17 protein-coding genes are annotated in these 20397 nt (G+C 68.3%); all 17 read left to right on the top strand.

The features are described from left to right. The first annotated feature begins 15 nt into the window (after positions 1 to 15). The 17 genes from BLV63_RS11875 to dnaE all read left to right on the top strand — a co-directional run bounded on the left by BLV63_RS11875 (position 16) and on the right by dnaE (position 20383). Entirely contained in the window at positions 16 to 1650 is a 1635-nt protein-coding gene (locus tag BLV63_RS11875) for a UDP-N-acetylmuramoyl-L-alanyl-D-glutamate--2,6-diaminopimelate ligase (protein ID WP_066215484.1), read from the top strand. 13 nt (positions 1651 to 1663) lie between these two features. Continuing rightward, the gene (locus tag BLV63_RS11870) at positions 1664 to 3163 is read left to right on the top strand and encodes a UDP-N-acetylmuramoyl-tripeptide--D-alanyl-D-alanine ligase (protein ID WP_066215483.1); all 1500 of its coding nucleotides are present in this window, start codon (positions 1664 to 1666) and stop codon (positions 3161 to 3163) included. Beyond that, a complete protein-coding gene (gene mraY / locus BLV63_RS11865; protein WP_066215481.1) occupies positions 3160 to 4266 on the top strand; it encodes a phospho-N-acetylmuramoyl-pentapeptide-transferase in 1107 nt (368 codons plus the stop codon). The genes BLV63_RS11870 and mraY overlap by 4 nt, the downstream gene beginning before the upstream one ends. Then, the gene (gene murD / locus BLV63_RS11860; protein WP_066215478.1) at positions 4263 to 5795 is read left to right on the top strand and encodes a UDP-N-acetylmuramoyl-L-alanine--D-glutamate ligase; all 1533 of its coding nucleotides are present in this window, start codon (positions 4263 to 4265) and stop codon (positions 5793 to 5795) included. Before mraY ends, murD begins: the two co-directional genes overlap by 4 nt. A 3-nt stretch (positions 5796 to 5798) precedes the next feature. Then, positions 5799 to 7139, top strand: coding sequence for a putative lipid II flippase FtsW (gene ftsW / locus BLV63_RS11855; protein ID WP_066215475.1), 1341 nt, complete (start codon positions 5799 to 5801; stop codon positions 7137 to 7139). Beyond that, a complete protein-coding gene (murG, locus tag BLV63_RS11850; protein ID WP_066215471.1) occupies positions 7136 to 8239 on the top strand; it encodes an undecaprenyldiphospho-muramoylpentapeptide beta-N-acetylglucosaminyltransferase in 1104 nt (367 codons plus the stop codon). The genes ftsW and murG overlap by 4 nt, the downstream gene beginning before the upstream one ends. Next, entirely contained in the window at positions 8236 to 9627 is a 1392-nt protein-coding gene (gene murC / locus BLV63_RS11845; RefSeq protein ID WP_066215468.1) for a UDP-N-acetylmuramate--L-alanine ligase, read from the top strand. The genes murG and murC overlap by 4 nt, the downstream gene beginning before the upstream one ends. Next, positions 9620 to 10381 (top strand): cell division protein FtsQ/DivIB, encoded by a 762-nt coding sequence (locus BLV63_RS11840; RefSeq protein ID WP_066215463.1) that lies wholly within the window; start codon positions 9620 to 9622, stop codon positions 10379 to 10381. Before murC ends, BLV63_RS11840 begins: the two co-directional genes overlap by 8 nt. A 168-nt stretch (positions 10382 to 10549) precedes the next feature. Next, on the top strand, positions 10550 to 11740 hold the full coding sequence (gene ftsZ / locus BLV63_RS11835) for a cell division protein FtsZ (RefSeq protein ID WP_066215459.1): 1191 nt from the start codon (positions 10550 to 10552) through the stop codon (positions 11738 to 11740). 86 nt (positions 11741 to 11826) lie between these two features. Beyond that, positions 11827 to 12522, top strand: a complete 696-nt coding sequence (locus tag BLV63_RS11830) for a purine nucleoside phosphorylase YfiH/LACC1 family protein (protein WP_066215456.1) — start codon at positions 11827 to 11829, stop codon at positions 12520 to 12522. Further along, entirely contained in the window at positions 12519 to 13268 is a 750-nt protein-coding gene (locus tag BLV63_RS11825) for a YggS family pyridoxal phosphate-dependent enzyme (RefSeq protein WP_066215453.1), read from the top strand. Before BLV63_RS11830 ends, BLV63_RS11825 begins: the two co-directional genes overlap by 4 nt. An 85-nt stretch (positions 13269 to 13353) precedes the next feature. Beyond that, positions 13354 to 13896, top strand: coding sequence for a cell division protein SepF (locus tag BLV63_RS11820; protein ID WP_066215450.1), 543 nt, complete (start codon positions 13354 to 13356; stop codon positions 13894 to 13896). Between the two features lie 54 nt (positions 13897 to 13950). Next, positions 13951 to 14238: a YggT family protein gene (locus tag BLV63_RS11815; protein ID WP_066215448.1), complete on the top strand. Its 288-nt coding sequence runs from the start codon at positions 13951 to 13953 to the stop codon at positions 14236 to 14238. 162 nt (positions 14239 to 14400) lie between these two features. Beyond that, positions 14401 to 15048, top strand: coding sequence for a DivIVA domain-containing protein (locus BLV63_RS11810; RefSeq protein WP_066215445.1), 648 nt, complete (start codon positions 14401 to 14403; stop codon positions 15046 to 15048). A 135-nt stretch (positions 15049 to 15183) separates the two neighbouring features. Beyond that, positions 15184 to 15819, top strand: coding sequence for a signal peptidase II (gene lspA, locus BLV63_RS11805; protein WP_082724224.1), 636 nt, complete (start codon positions 15184 to 15186; stop codon positions 15817 to 15819). Beyond that, the gene (locus BLV63_RS11800) at positions 15816 to 16775 is read left to right on the top strand and encodes an RluA family pseudouridine synthase (protein WP_066215443.1); all 960 of its coding nucleotides are present in this window, start codon (positions 15816 to 15818) and stop codon (positions 16773 to 16775) included. The genes lspA and BLV63_RS11800 overlap by 4 nt, the downstream gene beginning before the upstream one ends. 104 nt (positions 16776 to 16879) lie before the next feature. Continuing rightward, complete coding sequence (dnaE, locus tag BLV63_RS11795; RefSeq protein ID WP_066215746.1) at positions 16880 to 20383, top strand: DNA polymerase III subunit alpha; 3504 nt, start codon at positions 16880 to 16882, stop codon at positions 20381 to 20383. The last annotated feature ends 14 nt before the right edge of the window (positions 20384 to 20397 follow it).

Below are 20397 nucleotides of genomic sequence, written 5' to 3'. Positions count from 1 at the left end.
TTTTGGAGCAGATACGTGTCAGAGCATGAAGCCAACCCCGCGGACCGGTCCGGCGCCGGGCAGGAACGCAAGGCCCGGGTCTTCCGGCCTCAGACGCCCCCTGCCGTAGCTCTGGGACGGCTCGCGGAGAGCCTCGGCCTGGATGCCGGCCCACAGGCGGACGTGGTGATCTCCGGCATCACGAACGACTCGCGCAGTGTCCTGCCCGGTGATCTGTACGTGGCGCTGCCCGGCGCCCATCGGCATGGCGCGGACTTCTCGGCGCAGGCCGTCGCGGACGGAGCGGTCGCGGTGCTTACGGATGAGGACGGCGCCCGCCTGCTGGCCTGGGACAGCGCCGTGGAGAGCGTGCCGGTGCTGATCCATGCCGAGCCCCGCGCCGTCGTCGGGCGGCTGGCCGCCACGATCTACGGCAATGGTCCCGAGGACGGCCTGCGGCGCTTCGGCGTGACGGGGACGAACGGCAAGACCACCACGAGCTACTTCGTCAACGCGCTGCTCCGCGGCCTCGGCGTGGTCCCCGGGCTGATCGGGACCATTGAGATCCTGGCCGGCGACGAGGCGATCCCGAGCGTGCTGACCACTCCCGAATCCAGCGATGTGCAGGCCCTCATGGCCCGCATGCGCCAGCACGGCCTGGGCGCCGTGACGATGGAGGTGTCCTCCCACGCGCTGCAGTTCCACCGGGTGGACGGGGTGCTGTTCGACGTCGCCGGTTTCACGAATCTGACGCAGGACCACCTGGACCTCCACGGCAGCATGGACGAGTACTTCGCCACGAAGGGCCTGCTTTTCACCCCCGAGCACGCGTCGACCGGCGTCGTGATCGTGGACGACTCCTGGGGCCGCCTCTTCGCCGAGGCGAGCCGCATCCCGGTGACCCGGCTCGCCGTCGCCCCCGACAGCGCCGTCGACGCCGACTGGAGCGTGCAGGACGTCGTCAGCCGCGGCGCCCTGGGCTCCGAGTTCGCTCTCCACGGCCCTGACGGCGCCGTGCTCAGGGCCCGCGTCCCGCTGCCCGGCGGCTTCAACGTGGCCAACGCGGCGCTGGCGATCGTCATGGTGCTCAGCTCCGGCGTCTCCGTCGAGGAGATGGCCGGCGTGCTCGCGGGCGGTGATCCGCTGTCCGTCCAGGTCCCGGGCCGCATGCAGGTGGTGGCGACCGAGCCGCGCGCGATCGTCGACTTCGCCCACAATCCCGACGCCTTGGAACGCGCCCTGCAGGCCGTCCGCTCGCCCGACGGAAGCGGCAAGGTGATCGTCGTGTTCGGAGCCACCGGGGAGCGCGACGCCGGCAAGCGCCCCGTCATGGGCGCCACGGCAGTGCGGGGCGCGGACGTGGTCATCGTCACCGATGACGACCCGCATGACGAGGACCCGGCGGCCATTCGTTCCGAGGTCATCGCCGGTGCGTTCCAGGCCCGTGATCAGGAGCGCCCCGACGTCCTCGTGGAGGAGTCGTTCCCCCGGGACGAGGCCATCCGCCGGGCCGTGGAGCTCGCAGGGCCGCAGGACACGATCCTCGTCGCGGGACGCGGACACGAGGTCTGGCAGGAGGTCAAGGGCGTGAACATCGCGCTCGATGACCGGGAGGAACTCCGGGCCGCTCTGGCGGCGCGTGGATTCCGTGATTCGACGACGAACGACTAGGCTCCTACACGAGATGATTGACTTCACAGCGGCTGAAATCGCCCAGATCACGGGCGGCGAACTGGCCGCCAATCCCCATCTGACCCCGGCATCCGTCGTCACCGACTCGCGGGAGGCGAGCCCCGGTTCGCTCTACGTGGCCAAGGCGGGTGAGCAGGCCGACGGGCATGACTTCATCGGTTCCGCTGTCGCCTCCGGCGCAGTCCTGACGCTCGCCGAACGCCTCGTGACGGACGAGAGCGGACTGCCGTACCCGAGCGTGATCGTCCCTGACGCGGTGCTCGCCATGGGCGCGCTGGCGGCGGCCGCCGTCGAGCGCATCCGGCAGGCCCGGGCACAGCGTGGCGAGCCGTTCTCCGTGGTGGGCATCACCGGCTCCGCCGGCAAGACCACCACCAAGGACCTCCTGGCCGGCATCCTGTCCGCCCAGGGACCCACCGTGGCGCCGCAGGGCTCCTACAACGGTGAGGTGGGCGTCCCGCTCACGGTGTTCCAGGCCACCGCGGACACCCGCTATCTCGTGATCGAGATGGGCGCCACGGGCATCGGCCACATCGAATACCTGTGCGGCATGGTCCGCCCGGAGGTCGGCGTGGTCCTGTGCGTCGGCACCGCCCACGCCGGGGAGTTCGGCGGGGTGGAGAACATCGCGATCGCCAAGGGCGAGCTCGCCGAGGCGATCCCGGCGGACGGCACCGTGATCCTCAACCTCGACGACGGCCGTGTCGCCGCCATGCGGAACCGCGCCGTCGCGCCGGTTCTCGGGTTCAGCGCGGACGGCTCGGCGGACGCCGGCGTGCGCGCGGAGAACCTCACCCTGGACGACGCCGGGCAGCCCGTCTTCGACGCGCATTTCCCGGACGGCTCCACCCATGCCGTCTCCTCGCAGCTCATCGGGCTGCACCACGTGAACAACCTCCTGGCCGCCGCGGCCGCGGCCTACGCCCTGGGCGTCCCGCCGGAGGAGATCGCCGCGTCGCTCAGCAGCCAGAAGGCCTCGAGCCGCTGGCGGATGGAGCGCACCGAGCGCCCCGACGGCGTGACGGTGATTAACGACGCGTACAACGCCAACCCCGAATCGATGCGCGCCGCGCTGAAGACGCTCGCCCAGCTGGGCCGGGAGCGCCGGACGTGGGCCGTGCTCGGCGCCATGCTGGAACTCGGCGAGGACTCGATCCGCGAGCACACCGCCGTCGGGACCCAGGTGGTGCGCCTGAACATCGACCAGCTTCTGGTGGTCGGCCAGGAGGCGCGGGCGCTCTACATCTCGGCCATCAACGAAGGGTCGTGGGGGAGCGAAGCGCTCTTCGCCGCGGACCTCGACGAGGCCGAGGCGATCCTCGACGAGCAGCTGCTCCCGGGCGATCTGGTGCTCTTCAAATCGTCGAATGGCGTTGGGCTGAGGCATCTGGGTGATCGGATAGCATTACGTGGACAGGCCACTTCCGCTGCGCCCGCGTCCGCCTCGACGCATGGACCGACGCTCGGCGGGGAAGGGAGCGAACAGCTGTGATTGCCCTGTTGACCGGCGCTGGAATGGCGCTCCTGTTCTCCCTGGTGGGGACCCCTGCCTTCATCCGTCTTCTCGTGAAGCGCGGCTACGGCCAGATCATCCGCGACGACGGACCCACGTCGCACCACACCAAGCGCGGCACCCCCACCATGGGCGGCGCCGTGTGGGTCTGCTCCGTGGTGCTGGCGTACTTCCTGACCCATCTGCTGATGTGGCTCATGAACCCGCACACGAGCGGTCCGACAGCATCCGGCCTGCTCCTGCTCGGCCTGACAGTGGGCATGGGCCTGGTCGGGTTCCTCGACGACTTCAAGAAGATCTCCAAGCAGCAGAGCCTGGGGCTCACCGCCAAGGGCAAGCTCATCCTGCAGGGGGTGGTGGGCATCAGCTTCGCACTGCTCGCCCTCGCCTTCCCGGACGAGAACGGCCTGACGCCGGCGTCCTACAACATCTCCCTGGTGCGGGACATCCCGTGGCTGAACCTCGCGTTCGGCGGGACCGTGGTGGGCGCGGTGCTGTTCGTGATCTGGTCGAACTTCCTGGTCACCGCGGCGTCCAACGGCGTGAACCTGACGGACGGGCTCGACGGCCTGGCCTCGGGCGCCGCCATCATGGTGTTCGGCGCTTACATCCTGATCGGCATCTGGCAGCGCAAGTACGCCTGCCCCGTGGTGGATCCCGGGGTGCCGTGTTACGAGGTGCGTGACCCGCTGGATCTGAGCATCCTGGCGGCCATCATGAGCGCCGCCCTGGTGGGCTTCCTCTGGTGGAACACCAAGCCGGCCAAGATCTTCATGGGTGACACGGGCTCCCTGGCCATCGGCGCCGCCGTCGCCGGCTTCGCCATCCTCACCCGCACCGAACTGCTGCTGGCCCTGATCGGCGGCCTGTTCGTGATCATCTCCCTCTCGGTCATCCTCCAGGTGGGTTACTTCAAGCTCAGCGGTGGCAAGCGCATCTTCAAGATGGCCCCGCTGCAGCACCACTTCGAGCTCAAGGGCTGGCAGGAGACCACGGTGGTGGTTCGGTTCTGGATCCTCGCCGGTCTCTTCGTGGGTCTGGGCCTGTGCGTGTTCTACGCGGATTGGCTGAGCGCCCCGTGACCGCCGCACAGAATCCAGCACTGGCCGAGCGCCTCGACTCCCTGCGGTCCTGGGACGCCGACTGGTCCGGGCTGCGCGTGGTCGTGACCGGCATCGGGGTCTCCGGCTTCGCGGCCGCGGACACGCTCATCGAACTCGGCGCCCAGGTGGTGGTGGTCGATTCGGCCACCTCCGACACCGCCCGGGCCCAGGCGGACACCCTCAAGATCGTCGGCGCGGTCGACGTGCTGCTCGGCCCGGACGCTGTGGACCACCTGCCGCTCGTCAACGGTGAGCCGGCGGAACTCGTGGTGACCTCGCCCGGCTGGCGGCCCGATCAGGCGCTGCTGGCCGAAGCGGCACGCCGTCACGTGGCCGTCTGGGGTGACATCGAGCTCGCCTGGCGCGTCTCGGTCCGTGAAGGCCGGAAGACGCCCGAGTGGGTCGCCATCACCGGCACCAACGGCAAGACCACCACGGTCGGCATGACCGAGTCCATCCTGCAGGCCGCGGGCCTCAAGGCCATCGCGGTCGGCAATGTCGGCACGCCGGTGCTGGACGCCCTGCGTGACCCGGTCGAGTACGACGTGTTCGCCGTCGAGCTCTCCAGCTTCCAGCTGCACTGGAGCGAGTCGCTGTCGCCTCTGGCGAGCGTCTGCCTCAATGTGGCCGAGGACCATGTGGACTGGCACGGCTCCTACGAGTCGTATCTGGCCGACAAGGCCAAGATCTACCGCAACACCAAAGTGGCCGCGGTCTACAACGCCGAGCAGCGGGAGACCGAGGCGATGGTGGAGGAGGCCGACGTCGTCGAAGGCTGCCGTGCGATCGCCTTCACCACCGGTTCGCCGGGACTGAGCATGGTCGGCGTGGTCGAGGACCTTCTGGTGGACCGCGCCTTCATCGAAGAGCGCCGCAACTCCGCCCAGGAGCTGGCCTCGCTGGCCGATCTGGGTCCCGTGGCGCCCCGTCACATGGTGGCCAACGCCCTGGCGGCCGCCGCCCTCGCCCGCGCGGCCGGCGTCTCCCCGGAGGCTGTCCGCAAGGGCCTGCAGGACTACCTGCCGGGCAGCCACCGCATTCAGGCCGTGGCGAAGCAGGACGGGATCCTCTGGATCAACGACTCCAAGGCCACGAATCCGCACGCCGCGGACGCCGCCCTGGGGTCGTTCAAGAACGTCATCTGGATCGCCGGAGGCCTGGCCAAGGGCGTCCAGTACGACGAACTCGTGCTGGCCCACCGCGAGCGTCTCAAGGCCGTGGTGCTGATCGGCGCCGAAAGCCGCGAGCTCCGGGAGGCCCTGGCCCGCCAGAGCCCGGACACCCCCGTCCTGGACACCCTGGAAGCAGCCGCAGCCGACGACGGCGACTCCGCCATGCGGCGCGCCGTCACCATGGCGCGGGGCCAGGCGGCCTCGGGGGACACCGTGCTGCTGGCGCCCGCCGCAGCCTCCATGGATCAATTCGTTTCCTATGCCCACCGCGGCCAGGCCTTCATCGACGCGGTCCGTGACGTCGTTCTCGGTCAGGCGGGCGACACCGAGGAGTAGGCCGTGCAGAACACGCCTCAGCAAGCCACCGGGTGGTGGTCCCGCGCCCGGAACGGTCTGGACTCCTTGTTCCGACGGATCGAGGGCCGGGGCGCCGGCGCCGGCAATTCCGCGTATTACCTGATCCTCGGATCGACTGTCGCGCTGACGGCGATCGGTGTCCTCATGGTGGTCTCGGCCTCCAGTGTGGAGTCGATCGCGGCGGGGGAGTCGCCCTACGCCAACGGCCTCAAACAGGGTGTCGTGGCGGTGCTCGGCTTCGTCGTGATGATCCTGATCTCACGCAGCAATGTGCGCTTCTGGCATCGCATCGCCTGGCCCGCGTACTTCCTGGCCGTGGCTCTTCTGCTGGCGCTCTTCGTGGTCGGCACGAAGGTGAACGGCAACCTGAACTGGATCAACGTCGGCGGGTTCTCCCTGCAGCCCTCGGAAGCGGCCAAGCTCGCCATGGCCGTGTGGCTGGCGCACGTGCTCTTCCGCAAGGAGAAGCTCCTCGATCAGTGGAAGCATGTGTACATCCCGGCGGTGATCTTCGGCGGCGTGATCGTCGGCATCGTCATGGTCCAGCACGACCTCGGCACGGCCCTGATCCTCATGTCCATCCTCTTCTCGGCGCTGTTCTTCGCCGGGGTGAACTACCGCATCCTGGGCGGCTTCGGGCTCCTTCTGATCGGCCTCGCGGGCATGGCCGCCCTCACGAGCGGCAACCGCATGTGCCGTGTCACCACGTGGGTCACCGGTCAGGCGTGCAGCGACGACTATGACTCGGCTTACCAGAGCACGGGCGGCCTGTACGGCCTGGCCTCCGGCGGCCTCCTCGGCACGGGCCTCGGCCAGAGCCGTCAGAAGTACTCCTGGATCCCCGAGGCCCACAACGACTTCATCTTCGCCATCATCGGCGAGGAGCTGGGCCTCGTGGGCGCCGTTGTCGTCCTCGTCCTGTTCGCAGTGCTGGGCATCAACATCTACCGCGTGGTCATCCGCCAGGAGCAGCTGTTCCACCGGGTGCTCGGCGGCGCCATCATGGTGTGGATCCTGGGCCAGGCCACGGTGAACATGGCCATGGTGACCGGGCTGCTGCCGGTCATCGGCGTCCCTCTGCCGCTCATCTCGTACGGCGGCTCCGCCCTCCTGATGACCCTGATCGCGATCGGCGTCGTGCTGTCCCTCGCGAGGGACTCCGATCCGTCCCGCGCCGGGACCGGCGGCGTGACCGGGAAGTCCGGCAAGTCAGGAAAAGGACTGCGCCTTTTGGCCCGCCCCGGGAAGCCCAAGCCACGCACCACCAAGAAGACCACCACCGACCGCGCGCCCCGCACGCAGGAAAGAGCGTCCCGATCGTGAACACCCCGTCGTCCTTGTCCGTGGTCATTGCAGGAGGTGGCACCACGGGACACATCAGCCCGATGCTCGCCGTGGCGGACGCCCTCCGGGCGCGTCTTCCAGAGGCCCAGGTGGTGGCGGTTGGGACGGCCAGTGGGATGGAGGCCCGGTTGGTCCCGGAAGCCGGGTATGAGCTGAAGACCATCGACCGCGTTCCGCTGCCCCGGAAGCCGTCCGCCGATCTGCTGCGTCTGCCGGGCCGCCTGTTCGGCGCCGTGAAGCAGGCGCGTGGCATCCTGCGCGACGCGCAGGCGGATGTGCTGTTCGGCGTCGGGGGCTACGTGTGCACCCCGATGTACCTGGCCGCCCGCCAGCTCGGGATCCCCGTGGTGGTCCACGAAGCCAATGTCCGTCCGGGCCTGGCCAACAGGGTGGGCGCGATGTTCGCAGCCGCCACCGGGACGGCGTTCACCGAAACCCGGCTCAAGGGCTCCCGGCACGTCGGCATGCCGATGCGCCGTCAGATCGCCGAGCTGGACCGCGACGCCGCGCGGACCGCGGCCCGCGCGGCACTCGGCCTGGACCAGGACCGCCCCACGCTGATCGTGACCGGCGGTTCCTCGGGAGCGCAGAGCATCAACACCGTGATCGCCCGGAGCCTGCCGGCGCTGGCGGCCGCCGGGATCCAGACCCTGCACATCACCGGCCGCGGGAAGTCCGTCCTGGACGCTTCCGGCGCCCCGCTCGCCGCGGAAGGGTATCGCCAGGTGGAGTACGTGGATGGCATGGAGAACGTCTATGCGGCAGCCGATCTCCTGCTCTGCCGCAGCGGCGCCGGGACGGTGTGTGAGGTCTCGGCAGTCGGAGTCCCCGCGGTGTTCGTGCCGCTGCCGATCGGCAACGGCGAACAGGCTCTCAACGCTGCGGGCCTCGTGTCCGCCGGGGGAGCGCTGCTGGTGAAGGATGCCGAACTGGACACCGCCTACCTTGAAGGAACGGTGATACCGCTCGTGCTGGACGCGGAGGCGCTGCGGACCATGTCCGCGGTGGCGCGACAGCAGGGCATCCGCGATGCGGACGAACGCGTGACAGACATGATGGTGGAGGCAGCACGAGTATGAGTACCCCTGACCTGAGCTTCGCAGGCACGCCGGTGGAGCAGCCGGTGCATTTCATCGGCATCGGCGGGGTCGGCATGTCCGCCGTCGCCCGCATCATGGTGGCCCGCGACGTCGCCGTGTCCGGTTCGGATGCCAAGGACCTCCCCGTGATGCGGGACCTGGCGGTGCAAGGCGCCCGGATCGCCGTCGGCTATGACGCTGCGAACCTGGGTGACGCCCGCACCGTGGTGGCGGGCTCCGCCATCCGTGCCGACAACCCGGAGCTCGTGGCCGCGCGGGAGGCGGGGCTGCCCGTGCTGCACCGTTCGCAGGCGCTGGCCGCTCTCATGGGGCAGGACCGTGTGGTCACGGTGGCCGGCACGCACGGCAAGACCACCACCACGTCGATGATCACGGTTCTTCTCAAAGGCATCGGGCTGGATCCGAGTTACGCGATCGGCGCGGCGGTGCCGGCCCTCGGCGTCAACGCGGCGAGCGGCGCGGACGACGTGTTCGTGGCCGAGGCGGATGAGTCGGACGGCTCGTTCCTGAACTACGCGCCGCGCATCGCCGTCGTCACCAATGTCGAGGCGGACCACCTCGACCACTACGGCACGGCCGAGGCCGTGTACCAGGCCTTCGACGACTTCACGGCCCTGCTGCCCGCGGACGGCTTGCTGGTGGTCTGCGCGGACGACGACGGCGCCGCCGCCCTGGCGGACCGCGTCACCGCGCGGGGCAGCACCCGGGTCCTGCGGTACGGCGCGTCGGAACGGGCCGAGCTGCGACTGCTCGGCACGGACCAGGATCCCTCGGTCCGGGTGGGCGAGCAGGAGTACCCGCTCGAGCTCGCCGTCCCCGGCCGGCACAACCAGCTGAACGCGCTGGCGGCTCTCGGCGTCGCACTGGAGCTGGGCATCAACGCCGAGGACGCCTTGCACGCCCTGAAGGGTTTCCGTGGCGCCGCGCGCCGCTTCGAGTTCAAGGGCGAGGCCCGTGGGGTGAAGGTCTACGACGACTACGCCCACCACCCGACGGAGGTCCGCGCGGCCCTGAGCGCCGCCCGGAGCGTCGCGGGGGAGCACCGTCTGCACGTCCTCTTCCAGCCGCACCTGTTCTCCCGCACGCGGGAGTTCGCGCAGGAGTTCGCGGACAGCCTGCGTCTGGCGGACACCGCCGTCGTGCTGGACATCTACCCCGCCCGCGAGGACCCCATCGAGGGCGTCACGAGCCGTTTGATCACCGATCCGCTGGGCACGGAGCCGAGTGCTGCGGGAGCACCCGCTCTTGAGGCGCTGCTGGCGACGGCGCAGGCCGGCGACATCGTCCTGACCGTCGGCGCGGGCGATGTGACCGCCTACGGCGAGCAGATCCTGGAAGCACTGTCCGCGAAGGAATCCGATGGCTGAGCAGCGCACCGGAGGATCGGGGGAGGGCGTCGCCGACGTCCTCGCCTTCCCCGAGCCGCCCCGGCTCCGGCGCCGCAGGAATCTCCTGCTCACGCTGGGCGCCGTGGTGGTCGTCGTCGCGCTCATCATGCTCGTGGCGGTGTACAGCCCGGTGCTGGCCCTCAAGGACGTGTCGGTCCGGGGGACCAGGATCGTGGGCGCGCAGCAGATCCAGGACAAGCTGAAGCCGCTGCAAGGCAAGCCGCTCCCTCAGATCAGTCATGATGACGTGGAGCGGCTGCTGCAGCCCGTGGTGCAGATCAAGTCCTGGGACATGCACTTCCGGCCGCCGAACACGCTGGTGATCGATGTCGTCGAACGAGCGCCCGTGGCGGTGCTCAAGAAGGCGGCAGGGCTCAGCCTGGTGGACGCGGAGGGCACGCCGCTGGCCGCCGTCAAGGATCCGGGGGCGGCGAAGCTGCCTCTCGTGGACGGGACGGACAAGAAGATGTCGGCGGACGTCTTCGCCACGGTCACGTCGGTGCTGGGCACGCTACCGCCGTCGGTGCTGGCGCTGCTGTCGGATGCCACCGCTTCCTCGGTCGATTCCGTCACCCTCAACCTGAAGGATGGCCGCAAGGTCGTCTGGGGCAACGCGGAGGACATGGAGCTGAAGTCGAAGGTCCTCCAGGCCCTGCTCAAGATGCCGGAGGACCCTCAGAACCCGGTGCACACCTTCGATGTGAGCGCCCCCAGGCACCCGGTCACCAAGTGACTTGCCCGGCGGACTTGGGCGACACGCGCGCCGGGGTCATTGATTGTGGGCAGTGCAGCACATACCGTCAAAGACAGAGTTACTTGACATAACTATAACCCTCAACTAGAGGGTTAAGGTTTGGGTTGAGAGCAGACATCGTAAGAAACTACCCAAGGGGCACGTAACGTGGCAGCACCGCAGAATTACTTGGCCGTCATCAAGGTCGTCGGCATCGGCGGCGGTGGCGTGAATGCCGTCAACCGGATGATTGACGTTGGGCTGCGCGGTGTGGAATTCATCGCCATCAACACCGATGCCCAGGCGCTCCTGATGAGTGACGCGGACGTCAAGCTCGACGTCGGGCGTGAGCTCACCCGCGGCCTCGGCGCCGGCGCCAACCCCGATGTCGGACGCCAGGCCGCCGAGGACCACTCGGACGAGATCGAAGAGGTGCTCCGCGGCGCGGACATGGTCTTCGTGACCGCCGGCGAAGGCGGCGGCACCGGCACCGGTGGCGCTCCCGTCGTGGCGCGCATCGCCCGCTCGCTCGGCGCCCTGACCATCGGTGTCGTCACCCGTCCCTTCACCTTCGAAGGGAAGCGACGCGCCACCAGTGCCGAGAACGGCATCGACGCGCTGCGCGACGAGGTCGACACCCTCATCGTCATCCCGAACGACCGCCTGCTGTCCATCAGCGACCGCAACGTCTCAGTCCTGGACGCCTTCCGCTCCGCAGACCAGGTGCTGCTCTCCGGTGTTCAGGGCATCACGGACCTCATCACGACCCCGGGTCTGATCAACCTCGACTTCGCCGACGTGAAGTCGGTCATGCAGGGCGCCGGTTCGGCCCTCATGGGCATCGGCTCGGCACGCGGTGACGACCGTGCGGTCAAGGCCGCCGAGCTTGCGATCGCCTCGCCACTCCTCGAGGCGTCGATCGACGGCGCGCACGGTGTGCTCCTCTCCATCCAGGGTGGCAGTGACCTCGGTCTGTTCGAGATCAACGAGGCGGCCCGTCTGGTCCAGGAGGTCGCGCACCCCGAGGCCAACATCATCTTCGGCGCCGTCATCGACGACGCTCTCGGTGACGAGGCCCGTGTCACGGTCATCGCGGCCGGCTTCGACGATGTCCAGGCGACCTCCCCGTCCCTGGAGAGCAAGCCCGCCGTGCCGGCTCAGGAGCCTGCTCCCGCGCAGCCTGCCCAGCGTCCCGCGGCCGCTGCTCCGGCCGCCACCCCGGCGGCTGGCCTCAGCGCCTGGGGCCAGCGCTCCTCCAGCCCCGTGAAGGAGCCGGACTTCCAGGCCGAGCTGCCGACCGTCGTCGAGCCCGACCTCAGCAGTGGCGGCGAGCTGGACGTTCCGGACTTCCTCAAGTAGGCCGGCACGACTGAACTGAGGACAGGGACCCGCAGGCCACCGGCTTGCGGGTCCCTGTCCATGAGGACCTGAGGAAAGGACCAGCGATGTTCGCCTGGCAGGCGGAACTGATCCCTGGCGTGCGCGGAGCGTTCACCAGCACGGAAGCCGGGAATCTGGCGTTCCACGTCGGCGACGACGCGGAAGCCGTAAGGGAGCACCGGGCGGCGCTCGAAGAACGCCTCGGCGCGGGGCCGGTGCAGTACATGTCCCAGGTCCATGGCGCGGATGTGGCCGTGGTCGACGCCGTGAGCCGGGGCGCTGAGGCGCCCGTGGCGGACGGCCTGGTCTCGCGTGGGCTGCCCCTGGCCGTCATGGTCGCCGATTGCGTGCCCGTGCTGCTGGCCGGCGACGGCGACGGCGCACCCGTCCTGGCCGCCGTCCACGCAGGCCGTCCAGGCCTCGCCGCCGGTGTGGTGCCCGCCGCGCTCCAGGCCATGCGCCGCCTGGGCGCGCGTGACATCAAGGCCTGGCTGGGCCCGAGCGTCTGCGGGCACTGTTACGAGGTTCCCGCCGCGCTGCGGGACGAGGTCGCGGAGCTCGTGCCCGGCACCTTCGCCGAGACGAGCTGGGGTACTCCTGCCCTGGATCTGCCGGCCGGTGTGAGCGCGCAGCTCGCGGCCGAGGGCGTCCCCGTGCTGTACCGCGGGGACTGCACGATGGAGAATGACACTCTGTACTCGCACCGGCGGGCCCCCGGTGAGGGACGCCTTGCGGGACTGATCTGGTGGGAGAACGCATGAACGCCCAATCGCCCGACGGCGCGCCGCAGGATGAGCGGACCGCGGAGCTGGCCGCCCGGCTCGAACGGGTTCATCAGCGCATCGAGGACGCCTCGCGACGGGCCGCCCGGGAGAAGCCCGAGCTGATCGTGGTCACGAAGTTCCATCCCGCGGAGGACGTCCGGCGGCTGTACTCCCTGGGCGTCCGGGAGGTCGGCGAGAACCGGGACCAGGAAGCCTCGGCGAAGGCGTCGGAGCTGGTCGATCTGGAGGGACTCAGCTGGCACTTCATCGGCCAGCTGCAGAGCAACAAGGCCCGGTCGGTCGTGCGCTACGCATCGGCGGTGCACTCAGTGGACCGGGAGTCCATCGCCACCGCCCTCTCCCGGGCCGTGCTGGGGGAACGGGAGAACGGCGGCCGCGCCAATCTCGATGTGCTGCTGCAGGTCAACCTGGACCCGGCGGCGGAGGAGCAGACCCGGCGCGGCGGAGCCCTTCCGGCGAGCCTGCCGGCGCTGGCGGATCACGTGGCCTCCCTGGAGGGCCTGCGCCTGCGTGGCCTCATGGCCGTCGCCCCGCTCGGGGCCGACCCTCGGCCGGCCTTCGAGTGGCTTCACCGGCTCTCGGGTGAGCTGCAGTCGGCCCACCCGGAGGCGACGCTCCTCTCCGCGGGCATGAGCCACGATCTGGAGGACGCCATCGCCTGTGGCGCGACACACCTCAGGATTGGCACAGATGTCCTCGGTCCGCGTCCTCCGATGGGGTAGCGTCAAAGAGACGGGGAGTCCGGGCTCTGTTGCCCATCAAGGACTCCAGTGCCGGCCACGCAGATACTAGGAACGGAGTCGATCCATGGCCAGCTTCATGCAGAAGACCATGCTTTATCTCGGCCTCACGGACGCGGATGAGCATCTCGATGCCGAGCACGCCAAGTTGCCTTCGCGTCCCGCAGAAGGATCCCAGCATCACGAGGCCGAGGAGCGCGAAGGCTCGCCGTTCGAAGAACGCCCCGCCGCGAAGCCGCAGGCAGTCCGGGAGGCGCCTGCCGAGACGGAGTACCGCGCGCCCGTCACACCCATCAAGCGTATCGCCCCCGTTCGAGACGAGCCAGCAGACTTGCGACAGATCACCACCATCCATCCCCGTTCCTACAACGACGCCAAGGTCATCGGCGAGAGCTTCCGTGATGGAATCCCCGTGATCATGAACGTCACCGACATGGGCGAGGCTGACGCCAAGCGCCTGGTGGATTTCTCCGCCGGTCTGGTGTTCGGCCTCCACGGCAGCATCGAGCGCGTCACCAGCAAGGTGTTCCTGCTCTCCCCGTCGTTCGTGGAGGTCCTGGGCGAGGACAAGAAGTCCGAGACCCAGGCCAGCTTCTTCAACCAGAGCTGATCCCCTGAGCGGGTTCAGCGGACAGATGACCACACCAGACGGAGAGGCTGCTTGATGGGCCTGTTGTTCGCCCTGATCTACATCGCCTTCCTGCTGTTCATGGTCGCTCTGCTGGTCAGGCTTGTCATCGACTGGGTGCAGGTCTTCGCCAGGCATTGGCGGCCCAGGGGAGCGGCCCTCGTGGTGGCGAGCATCGTGTATTCGATCACAGACCCGCCGCTGAGGTTCCTCCGGAGGCTCATCCCGCCGCTGAGGCTGGGTAATGTGTCCTTGGATCTCGCCTTCATCGTGCTGTTCATCGTGGTGAGCATCGCTATGGCAATATCCAGCAGTTTCGCGTAGTTTCAGATCAGTCCAGGCAACGTCCCCGGTGACCCCGGTGACGTTCGGGTGGGCTGCGGCTTCAGTCCACATGATGGACGATTCGAGCCGCGCGCCCACTTTAGGTAACGTAGTCGTCAGGGCCATTCGCTCTACGACGAAAAGAACCAATGAGGTGACCAGATGGCTTTGACGCCAGAAGACGTTGTCAACAAGCGCTTTCAGCCGACGAAGTTCCGTGAGGGATACGACCAGGATGAGGTCGATGACTTCCTTGACGAGATCGTCGTGGAGCTTCGCCGTCTGACCCAGGAGAACGAGGAGCTCCGCAAGGAGCTTGCCGCCAAGGGCGGCGACGTTGTCGTGGTGGAGTCCGTGACGGAGGAGACCGCTCCCGCCGCTGCCGCGGAGGAGGCTCCGAAGCAGGAAGCCGTGAAGGAGGAGGCGCCGAAGGCCGCCGCCGTCGCGGAGCCCGCTCCCGTGACGTCCGCCATCCCGGCTTCCGCGGAGTCCGCGGCAGGCCTGCTCGCCATGGCGCAGCAGATGCACGACAAGCACGTCGCCGACGGTGCCGCTCAGCGTGACAAGATCATCGCTGAAGCCCAGATCGAGGCGAGCACCCTGGTCAACGACGCTCAGGAGAAGTCCCGTCAGGTGCTCGGTGTTCTGGAGCAGCAGCGCTCCGTCCTCGAGCGCAAGGTGGACCAGCTGCGTGGCTTCGAGCGCGACTACCGCAGCCGCCTGAAGACCTACATCGAAGGTCAGCTCCGCGACCTCGAATCCCGTGGGTCCGTGGCCGCTGAGAACAGCGAACAGGGCTCCGAGAGCTGATTTCGCACGGCATTCAGGCCGGTGACCGGATTTCCGGTCACCGGCCTTGCCGTGTCTCGATCGGGTGGACGACTCCGCCCTGTCCGGGTCCGCACGGGCCCGGTGTGAACGTGTGAACCCCGAGGATGTGACCCCATGAGCACCAGGCCCCATGAACCCAGGCCCGAGGAGCAGGGACCGGAGCCCGCGGACGATGCGGCGCCGACGGTGACCGGCGACCCCGGTGAGGGCCGGGCCCGCTCCGGTGTGCGCAAGGCCGTGATCGGCCTCTTCGCCGCCGCGGCCGTCTTCGCCTACGCCCTGGACCAGCTGAGCAAGTTCTGGGTCAGCACCACCATGGAGGAGGGGGAGCGGATCGCCGTCTTGCCTCCCGTGCTGCACTGGTACTACATCCGGAACTCCGGCGCGGCCTTCTCCATCGGCGAGAACTTCACCTGGGTGTTCACGATCATCATGGCCTGCGTCTCGATCGCCGTGCTGGTGTTCATCCGCCGGGTGGGGTCGCTCTGGTGGGGGCTGGCCCTCGGGTTCCTGCTGGGCGGCGCCCTGGGGAACCTCACGGACCGCCTCTTCCGGCCGCCGTCCTTCGGCATGGGTCACGTGGTCGACTTCATCCAGCTGCCGAACTTCGCGATCTTCAACATCGCGGACTCAGCCGTCGTGTGTGCCGTGTCGATCATCGTGATCCTGACGCTGCGCGGCATCGGCGCCGACGGCCGCAGACTGTCCTCGGGCAAGAGTGACGAGGACGCCGAAGGGGACCGCTCATGAGTGACGCGACGGAAAGCGAGCCGACGACGGCGGCGGAGCAGTCCGTCGTCGTGCCGGAGGACTATGCGGGCAAGAGGGTCGACGCCGCACTGGCGGCACTCCTCGGCCTCTCGCGCTCCGCGGCCGCCCAGGCCGTGGCCGAAGGGCGCGTGAGCGTGGACGGCGCCGTCCCGGCGAAATCCCTGAAGCTGTCCGCGGGCCAGACCGTGGTGGTGCGGCCCTCTGAGAAGCGTGACCCGCTGGAAGTGGTGGTGGAGAAAGTGGACGGACTGGAGATCCTGCTCGATGACGAGGACTTCGTGGTCGTGGACAAGCCGGTGGGCGTGGCCGCGCACCCGTCGCCGGGCTGGGTGGGGCCGACCGTCGTCGGCGGCCTGGCGGGCGCAGGCTACCGGATCTCGACCTCGGGCGCTCCCGAGCGTGCCGGGATCGTGCATCGGCTGGACGTCGGGACGAGCGGGGTCATGGTGGTCGCCAAGACCGAACATGCCTACACGCTGCTCAAGCGGGCCTTCAAGGAGCGGACGGTGGACAAGGTCTACCACACGGTGGTCCAGGGCCTGCCGGACCCTCTGAAGGGCACGATCGACGCCCCCATCGGCAGGCATCCCGGTCACGACTGGCGGTTCGCGGTGATCGAGGACGGCCGTCCGTCGGTCACGCACTATGAGGTGCTGGAAGCGTTCGGCCGGGCCAGTCTGTTGGAGGTTCACCTCGAGACGGGCCGCACCCACCAGATCCGCGTGCACTTCTCGGCCCTCCGGCACCCTTGCGCGGGTGACCTGACGTACGGTGCGGACCCCCGTCTCGCGGCCGAACTCGGTCTCACGCGCCAGTGGCTGCATGCCAAGGAGCTGAGCTTCGATCACCCGCGCACCGGGGAGCGGGTCACGGTGTCGAGTGGGTATCCGCAGGACCTGGCCTACGCGCTGGAGCGGCTCCGCGACGGACTCTGAGCCGGAGGGCGTCGCGCCACGCACCAGCGGGGCTCGGCGCGTAGGATGGATGGGTGGCAAATCAGGATTCCTTCGTCCATCTGCACACTCACACCGAATACTCCATGCTGGACGGTGCGGCCAAGCTGGGGGAGCTCTTCGCCGAGACCAATCGGCTGGAGATGCCCGCCCTGGCCATCACGGACCACGGCTATCTTTTCGGTGCCCACGACTTCTGGAAGAAGGCCAAGGACGCCGGCGTGAAGCCGATCATCGGCGTCGAGGCGTACGTGGCCCCGGGGACGCACCGCACCGACAAGAGCAGGGTGCGCTGGGGCGATGAGAGCCAGCGCAGCGACGACGTCTCCGGTGGTGGCGCGTACACCCACATGACGCTCCTGAGCTACAACAACACCGGGATGCGGAACCTGTTCCGGGCTTCGTCGATCGCTTCCCTGGATTCGGTGTTCGGCAAGTGGCCCCGCCTGGACCGCGAGCTGCTCAACACCTACGCCGAGGGCCTGATCGCCACCACGGGCTGCCCGTCGGGCGAGGTCCAGACCCGTCTCCGGCTCGGCCAGTACCGGGAGGCCCTGGAGGCCGCCGCCGAATTCCGGGACATCTTCGGCAAGGAGAACTACTACTGCGAGCTCATGGACCACGGGCTGTCCATCGAGACCAGGATCCGTGAAGACCTCCTGCGGCTGGCGAAGGACCTGGACCTTCCGCTCGTGGCGACGAACGACCTCCACTACACGCATCAGCACGACGCCAAGGCGCACGAGGCGCTGCTGGCCATCCAGTCCGGCTCCACGCTGCTGGAACCGAGCTACGACGAAGGCGGCTCGCGCTTCGCCTTCTCCGGCACCGGCTACTACCTGAAGTCGCCGCGAGAGATGCGGGAGCTGTTCCGCGACCTGCCGGACGCCTGCGACAACACCCTCCTCATCGCCGAGCGCTGCGAGGTCGGCTTCGAGCACAACAACTACATGCCGAAGTTCCCGTGCCCGCCCGGCGAGAACGAGGATTCCTGGCTCGTGAAGGAAGTGGAGAAGGGTCTCCACTACCGCTACCCCAAGGGAATCCCGGACGACGTCCGCAAGCAGGCGGAATATGAGCTCGGCATCATCACCAGCATGGGCTTCCCCGGCTACTTCCTCGTGGTGGCCGACTTCATCAACTGGGCCAAGGATCACGGCATCCGGGTGGGTCCGGGCCGAGGCTCCGGTGCCGGTTCCATGGTGGCCTACGCCCTGCGCATCACGGACCTCGATCCGCTCCGCCACGGCCTGATCTTCGAACGCTTCCTGAACCCGGACCGCGTCTCGATGCCCGACTTCGACGTCGACTTCGATGATCGCCGCCGTCCCGAGGTCATCGACTACGTGACCCGGAAGTACGGCGACGAGCGCGTCTCCATGATCGTCACCTACGGCACCATCAAGACGAAGCAGGCGCTGAAGGACTCCTCGCGCGTGCTCGGCTACCCCTTCAGCATGGGTGAGACCCTGACCAAGGCGCTGCCGCCGGCGGTCATGGCCAAGGACATCCCGCTCAAGGACATCGAGGACCCCAAGGCCAAGCGCTACAGCGAGGCCGGGGACTTCCGGGAACTGCTCAAGACGGACCCGGAGGCGGCCAAGGTCTTCGAGACGGCGCTCGGCCTCGAAGGCCTGAAGCGGCAATGGGGCGTGCACGCCGCCGGCGTGATCATGTCCTCGGACCCGATCATCGACGTCGTGCCCATCATGCGCCGCATCCAGGACGGCCAGGTCATCACGCAGTTCGATTACCCCACGTGTGAGGGCCTCGGCCTGATCAAGATGGACTTCCTGGGTCTGCGAAATCTGACGATCATCTCGGACGCCATCGAGAACATCAAACTCAACCGGGGCATCGACCTGGACCTGGAGAAACTCGAACTGGATGACCAGGCGTCCTACGAACTCCTGGCCCGCGGCGACACGCTCGGCGTCTTCCAGCTCGACGGCGGGCCGATGCGGTCCCTGCTCAAGCTCATGAAGCCTGACAACTTCGAAGACATCTCCGCTGTGCTGGCGCTGTACCGTCCGGGTCCCATGGGCGCCAACGCCCACACCGATTACGCGCTCCGCAAGAACGGCCTTCAGCCGGTGGTCCCGATCCATCCGGAACTCGAGGAGCCTCTCAAGGACATCCTCGGCGGCACCTTCGGCCTGATCGTGTATCAGGAGCAGGTCATGGCCGTGGCCCAGAAGCTGGCGGGCTACTCGCTCGGTCAGGCGGACATCCTCCGCCGCGCGATGGGCAAGAAGAAGAAGGAGGAGCTGGACAAGCAGTTCGCCGGATTCCAGCAGGGCATGCTGGACAACGGCTACTCGGCCGAGGCCGTCAAGACGCTCTGGGACATCCTGCTGCCCTTCTCCGACTACGCCTTCAATAAGGCCCACTCGGCGGCCTACGGCGTGGTGTCGTACTGGACCGCCTACCTCAAGGCCCACTACGCGCCGGAGTACATGGCGGCGCTGCTCACCAGCGTGGGCGACGACAAGGACAAGTCCGCCATCTACCTCAACGAGTGCCGACGCATGGGCATCACGGTGCTTCCGCCGGACGTGAACGAGTCCGCCCTGACGTTCACCCCGGTGGGCAACGACATCCGCTTCGGCATGGGCGCCATCAGGAACGTCGGCGCCAACGTGGTCAACGCTATGGTGGAGACCCGCAAGGAGAAGGGCGCGTTCACCTCGTTCTCGGACTTCCTCCAGAAGGTCCCGGCCGTGGTCTGCAACAAGCGCACCATCGAATCGCTCATCAAGGCGGGGGCCTTCGACTCCATGCCCGGCAACCGCCGCTCGCTCGTGATGATCCACGAAGAGGCCATCGACTCGGTCATCACGCTCAAGCGCAATGAGGCCAACAACCAGTTCGACCTGTTCAGCGCCCTGGACGACGCCTCGCCGGATTCCGGGCTCACCGTGGAGATCCCGGACCTGCCCGAGTGGGAGAAGAAGGACAAGCTGAGCTTCGAGCGTGACATGCTCGGCCTCTACGTCTCGGACCACCCTCTGCAGGGTATGGAGACCGCGTTGAGCGGCCTCGCGGACACGTCCGTCGCCAGCGTGATGAGCGACGACGGCCCGCCCGACGGCGCGATCGTCACCATCGCGGGCATGATCACGTCCCTGAGCCGCCGTGTCGCCAAGTCCAGCGGCAACGCGTATGCCCGGGCGGAGATCGAGGATCTGGGCGGCTCGATCGAGACGATGTTCTTCGGTCAGGTCTACGGCCCGATCGCCACCATCCTCGCGGAGGACCTCATCGTGGTGGTGAAGGGCCGCGTGCAGCGGCGCGACGACGGCTCGGTCACCTTGAACTGCATGGAGCTGAGCGTGCCCGATCTCAGCCAGGCGGAGGGCAACGGCCAGTTGATCATCAGTCTGCCGACCCATAAGGCCACCGAGGAGCTGGTCGGCCGCCTGGGGGAGGTGCTGCGGAGTCACAGCGGGCGCGCCGAGGTGCGGCTCAAGCTGCAGGGCACCCGGAGCATCGAGCTGATGCGGCTGGGCCGGAACTTCGCCGTGGATCCGAACCCCTCCCTCTACGCGGACCTGAAGGTCCTTCTGGGGCCGGCCTGCCTCGACGCCTGACCTGTGCGGCGGGT

The sequence above is a fragment of the Arthrobacter woluwensis genome (assembly GCF_900105345.1).
Classification (GTDB): Bacteria; Actinomycetota; Actinomycetes; order Actinomycetales; family Micrococcaceae; genus Arthrobacter_E; species Arthrobacter_E woluwensis.
This window is presented reverse-complemented; position numbering and strand designations above follow the sequence as displayed.

Bases quoted from the DNA above. Each gene is read 5' to 3' on its own strand.
- BLV63_RS11870 (WP_066215483.1), top strand. From the start codon at position 1,664: ATGATTGACTTCACAGCGGCTGAAATCGCCCAGATCACGGGCGGCGAA.
- murC (WP_066215468.1), top strand. From the start codon at position 8,236: ATGAGTACCCCTGACCTGAGCTTCGCAGGCACGCCGGTGGAGCAGCCG.
- BLV63_RS11840 (WP_066215463.1), top strand. From the start codon at position 9,620: ATGGCTGAGCAGCGCACCGGAGGATCGGGGGAGGGCGTCGCCGACGTC.
- BLV63_RS11830 (WP_066215456.1), top strand. From the start codon at position 11,827: ATGTTCGCCTGGCAGGCGGAACTGATCCCTGGCGTGCGCGGAGCGTTC.
- BLV63_RS11825 (WP_066215453.1), top strand. From the start codon at position 12,519: ATGAACGCCCAATCGCCCGACGGCGCGCCGCAGGATGAGCGGACCGCG.
- BLV63_RS11820 (WP_066215450.1), top strand. From the start codon at position 13,354: ATGGCCAGCTTCATGCAGAAGACCATGCTTTATCTCGGCCTCACGGAC.
- BLV63_RS11815 (WP_066215448.1), top strand. From the start codon at position 13,951: ATGGGCCTGTTGTTCGCCCTGATCTACATCGCCTTCCTGCTGTTCATG.
- BLV63_RS11810 (WP_066215445.1), top strand. From the start codon at position 14,401: ATGGCTTTGACGCCAGAAGACGTTGTCAACAAGCGCTTTCAGCCGACG.
- lspA (WP_082724224.1), top strand. From the start codon at position 15,184: ATGAGCACCAGGCCCCATGAACCCAGGCCCGAGGAGCAGGGACCGGAG.
- BLV63_RS11800 (WP_066215443.1), top strand. From the start codon at position 15,816: ATGAGTGACGCGACGGAAAGCGAGCCGACGACGGCGGCGGAGCAGTCC.
- dnaE (WP_066215746.1), top strand. From the start codon at position 16,880: ATGCTGGACGGTGCGGCCAAGCTGGGGGAGCTCTTCGCCGAGACCAAT.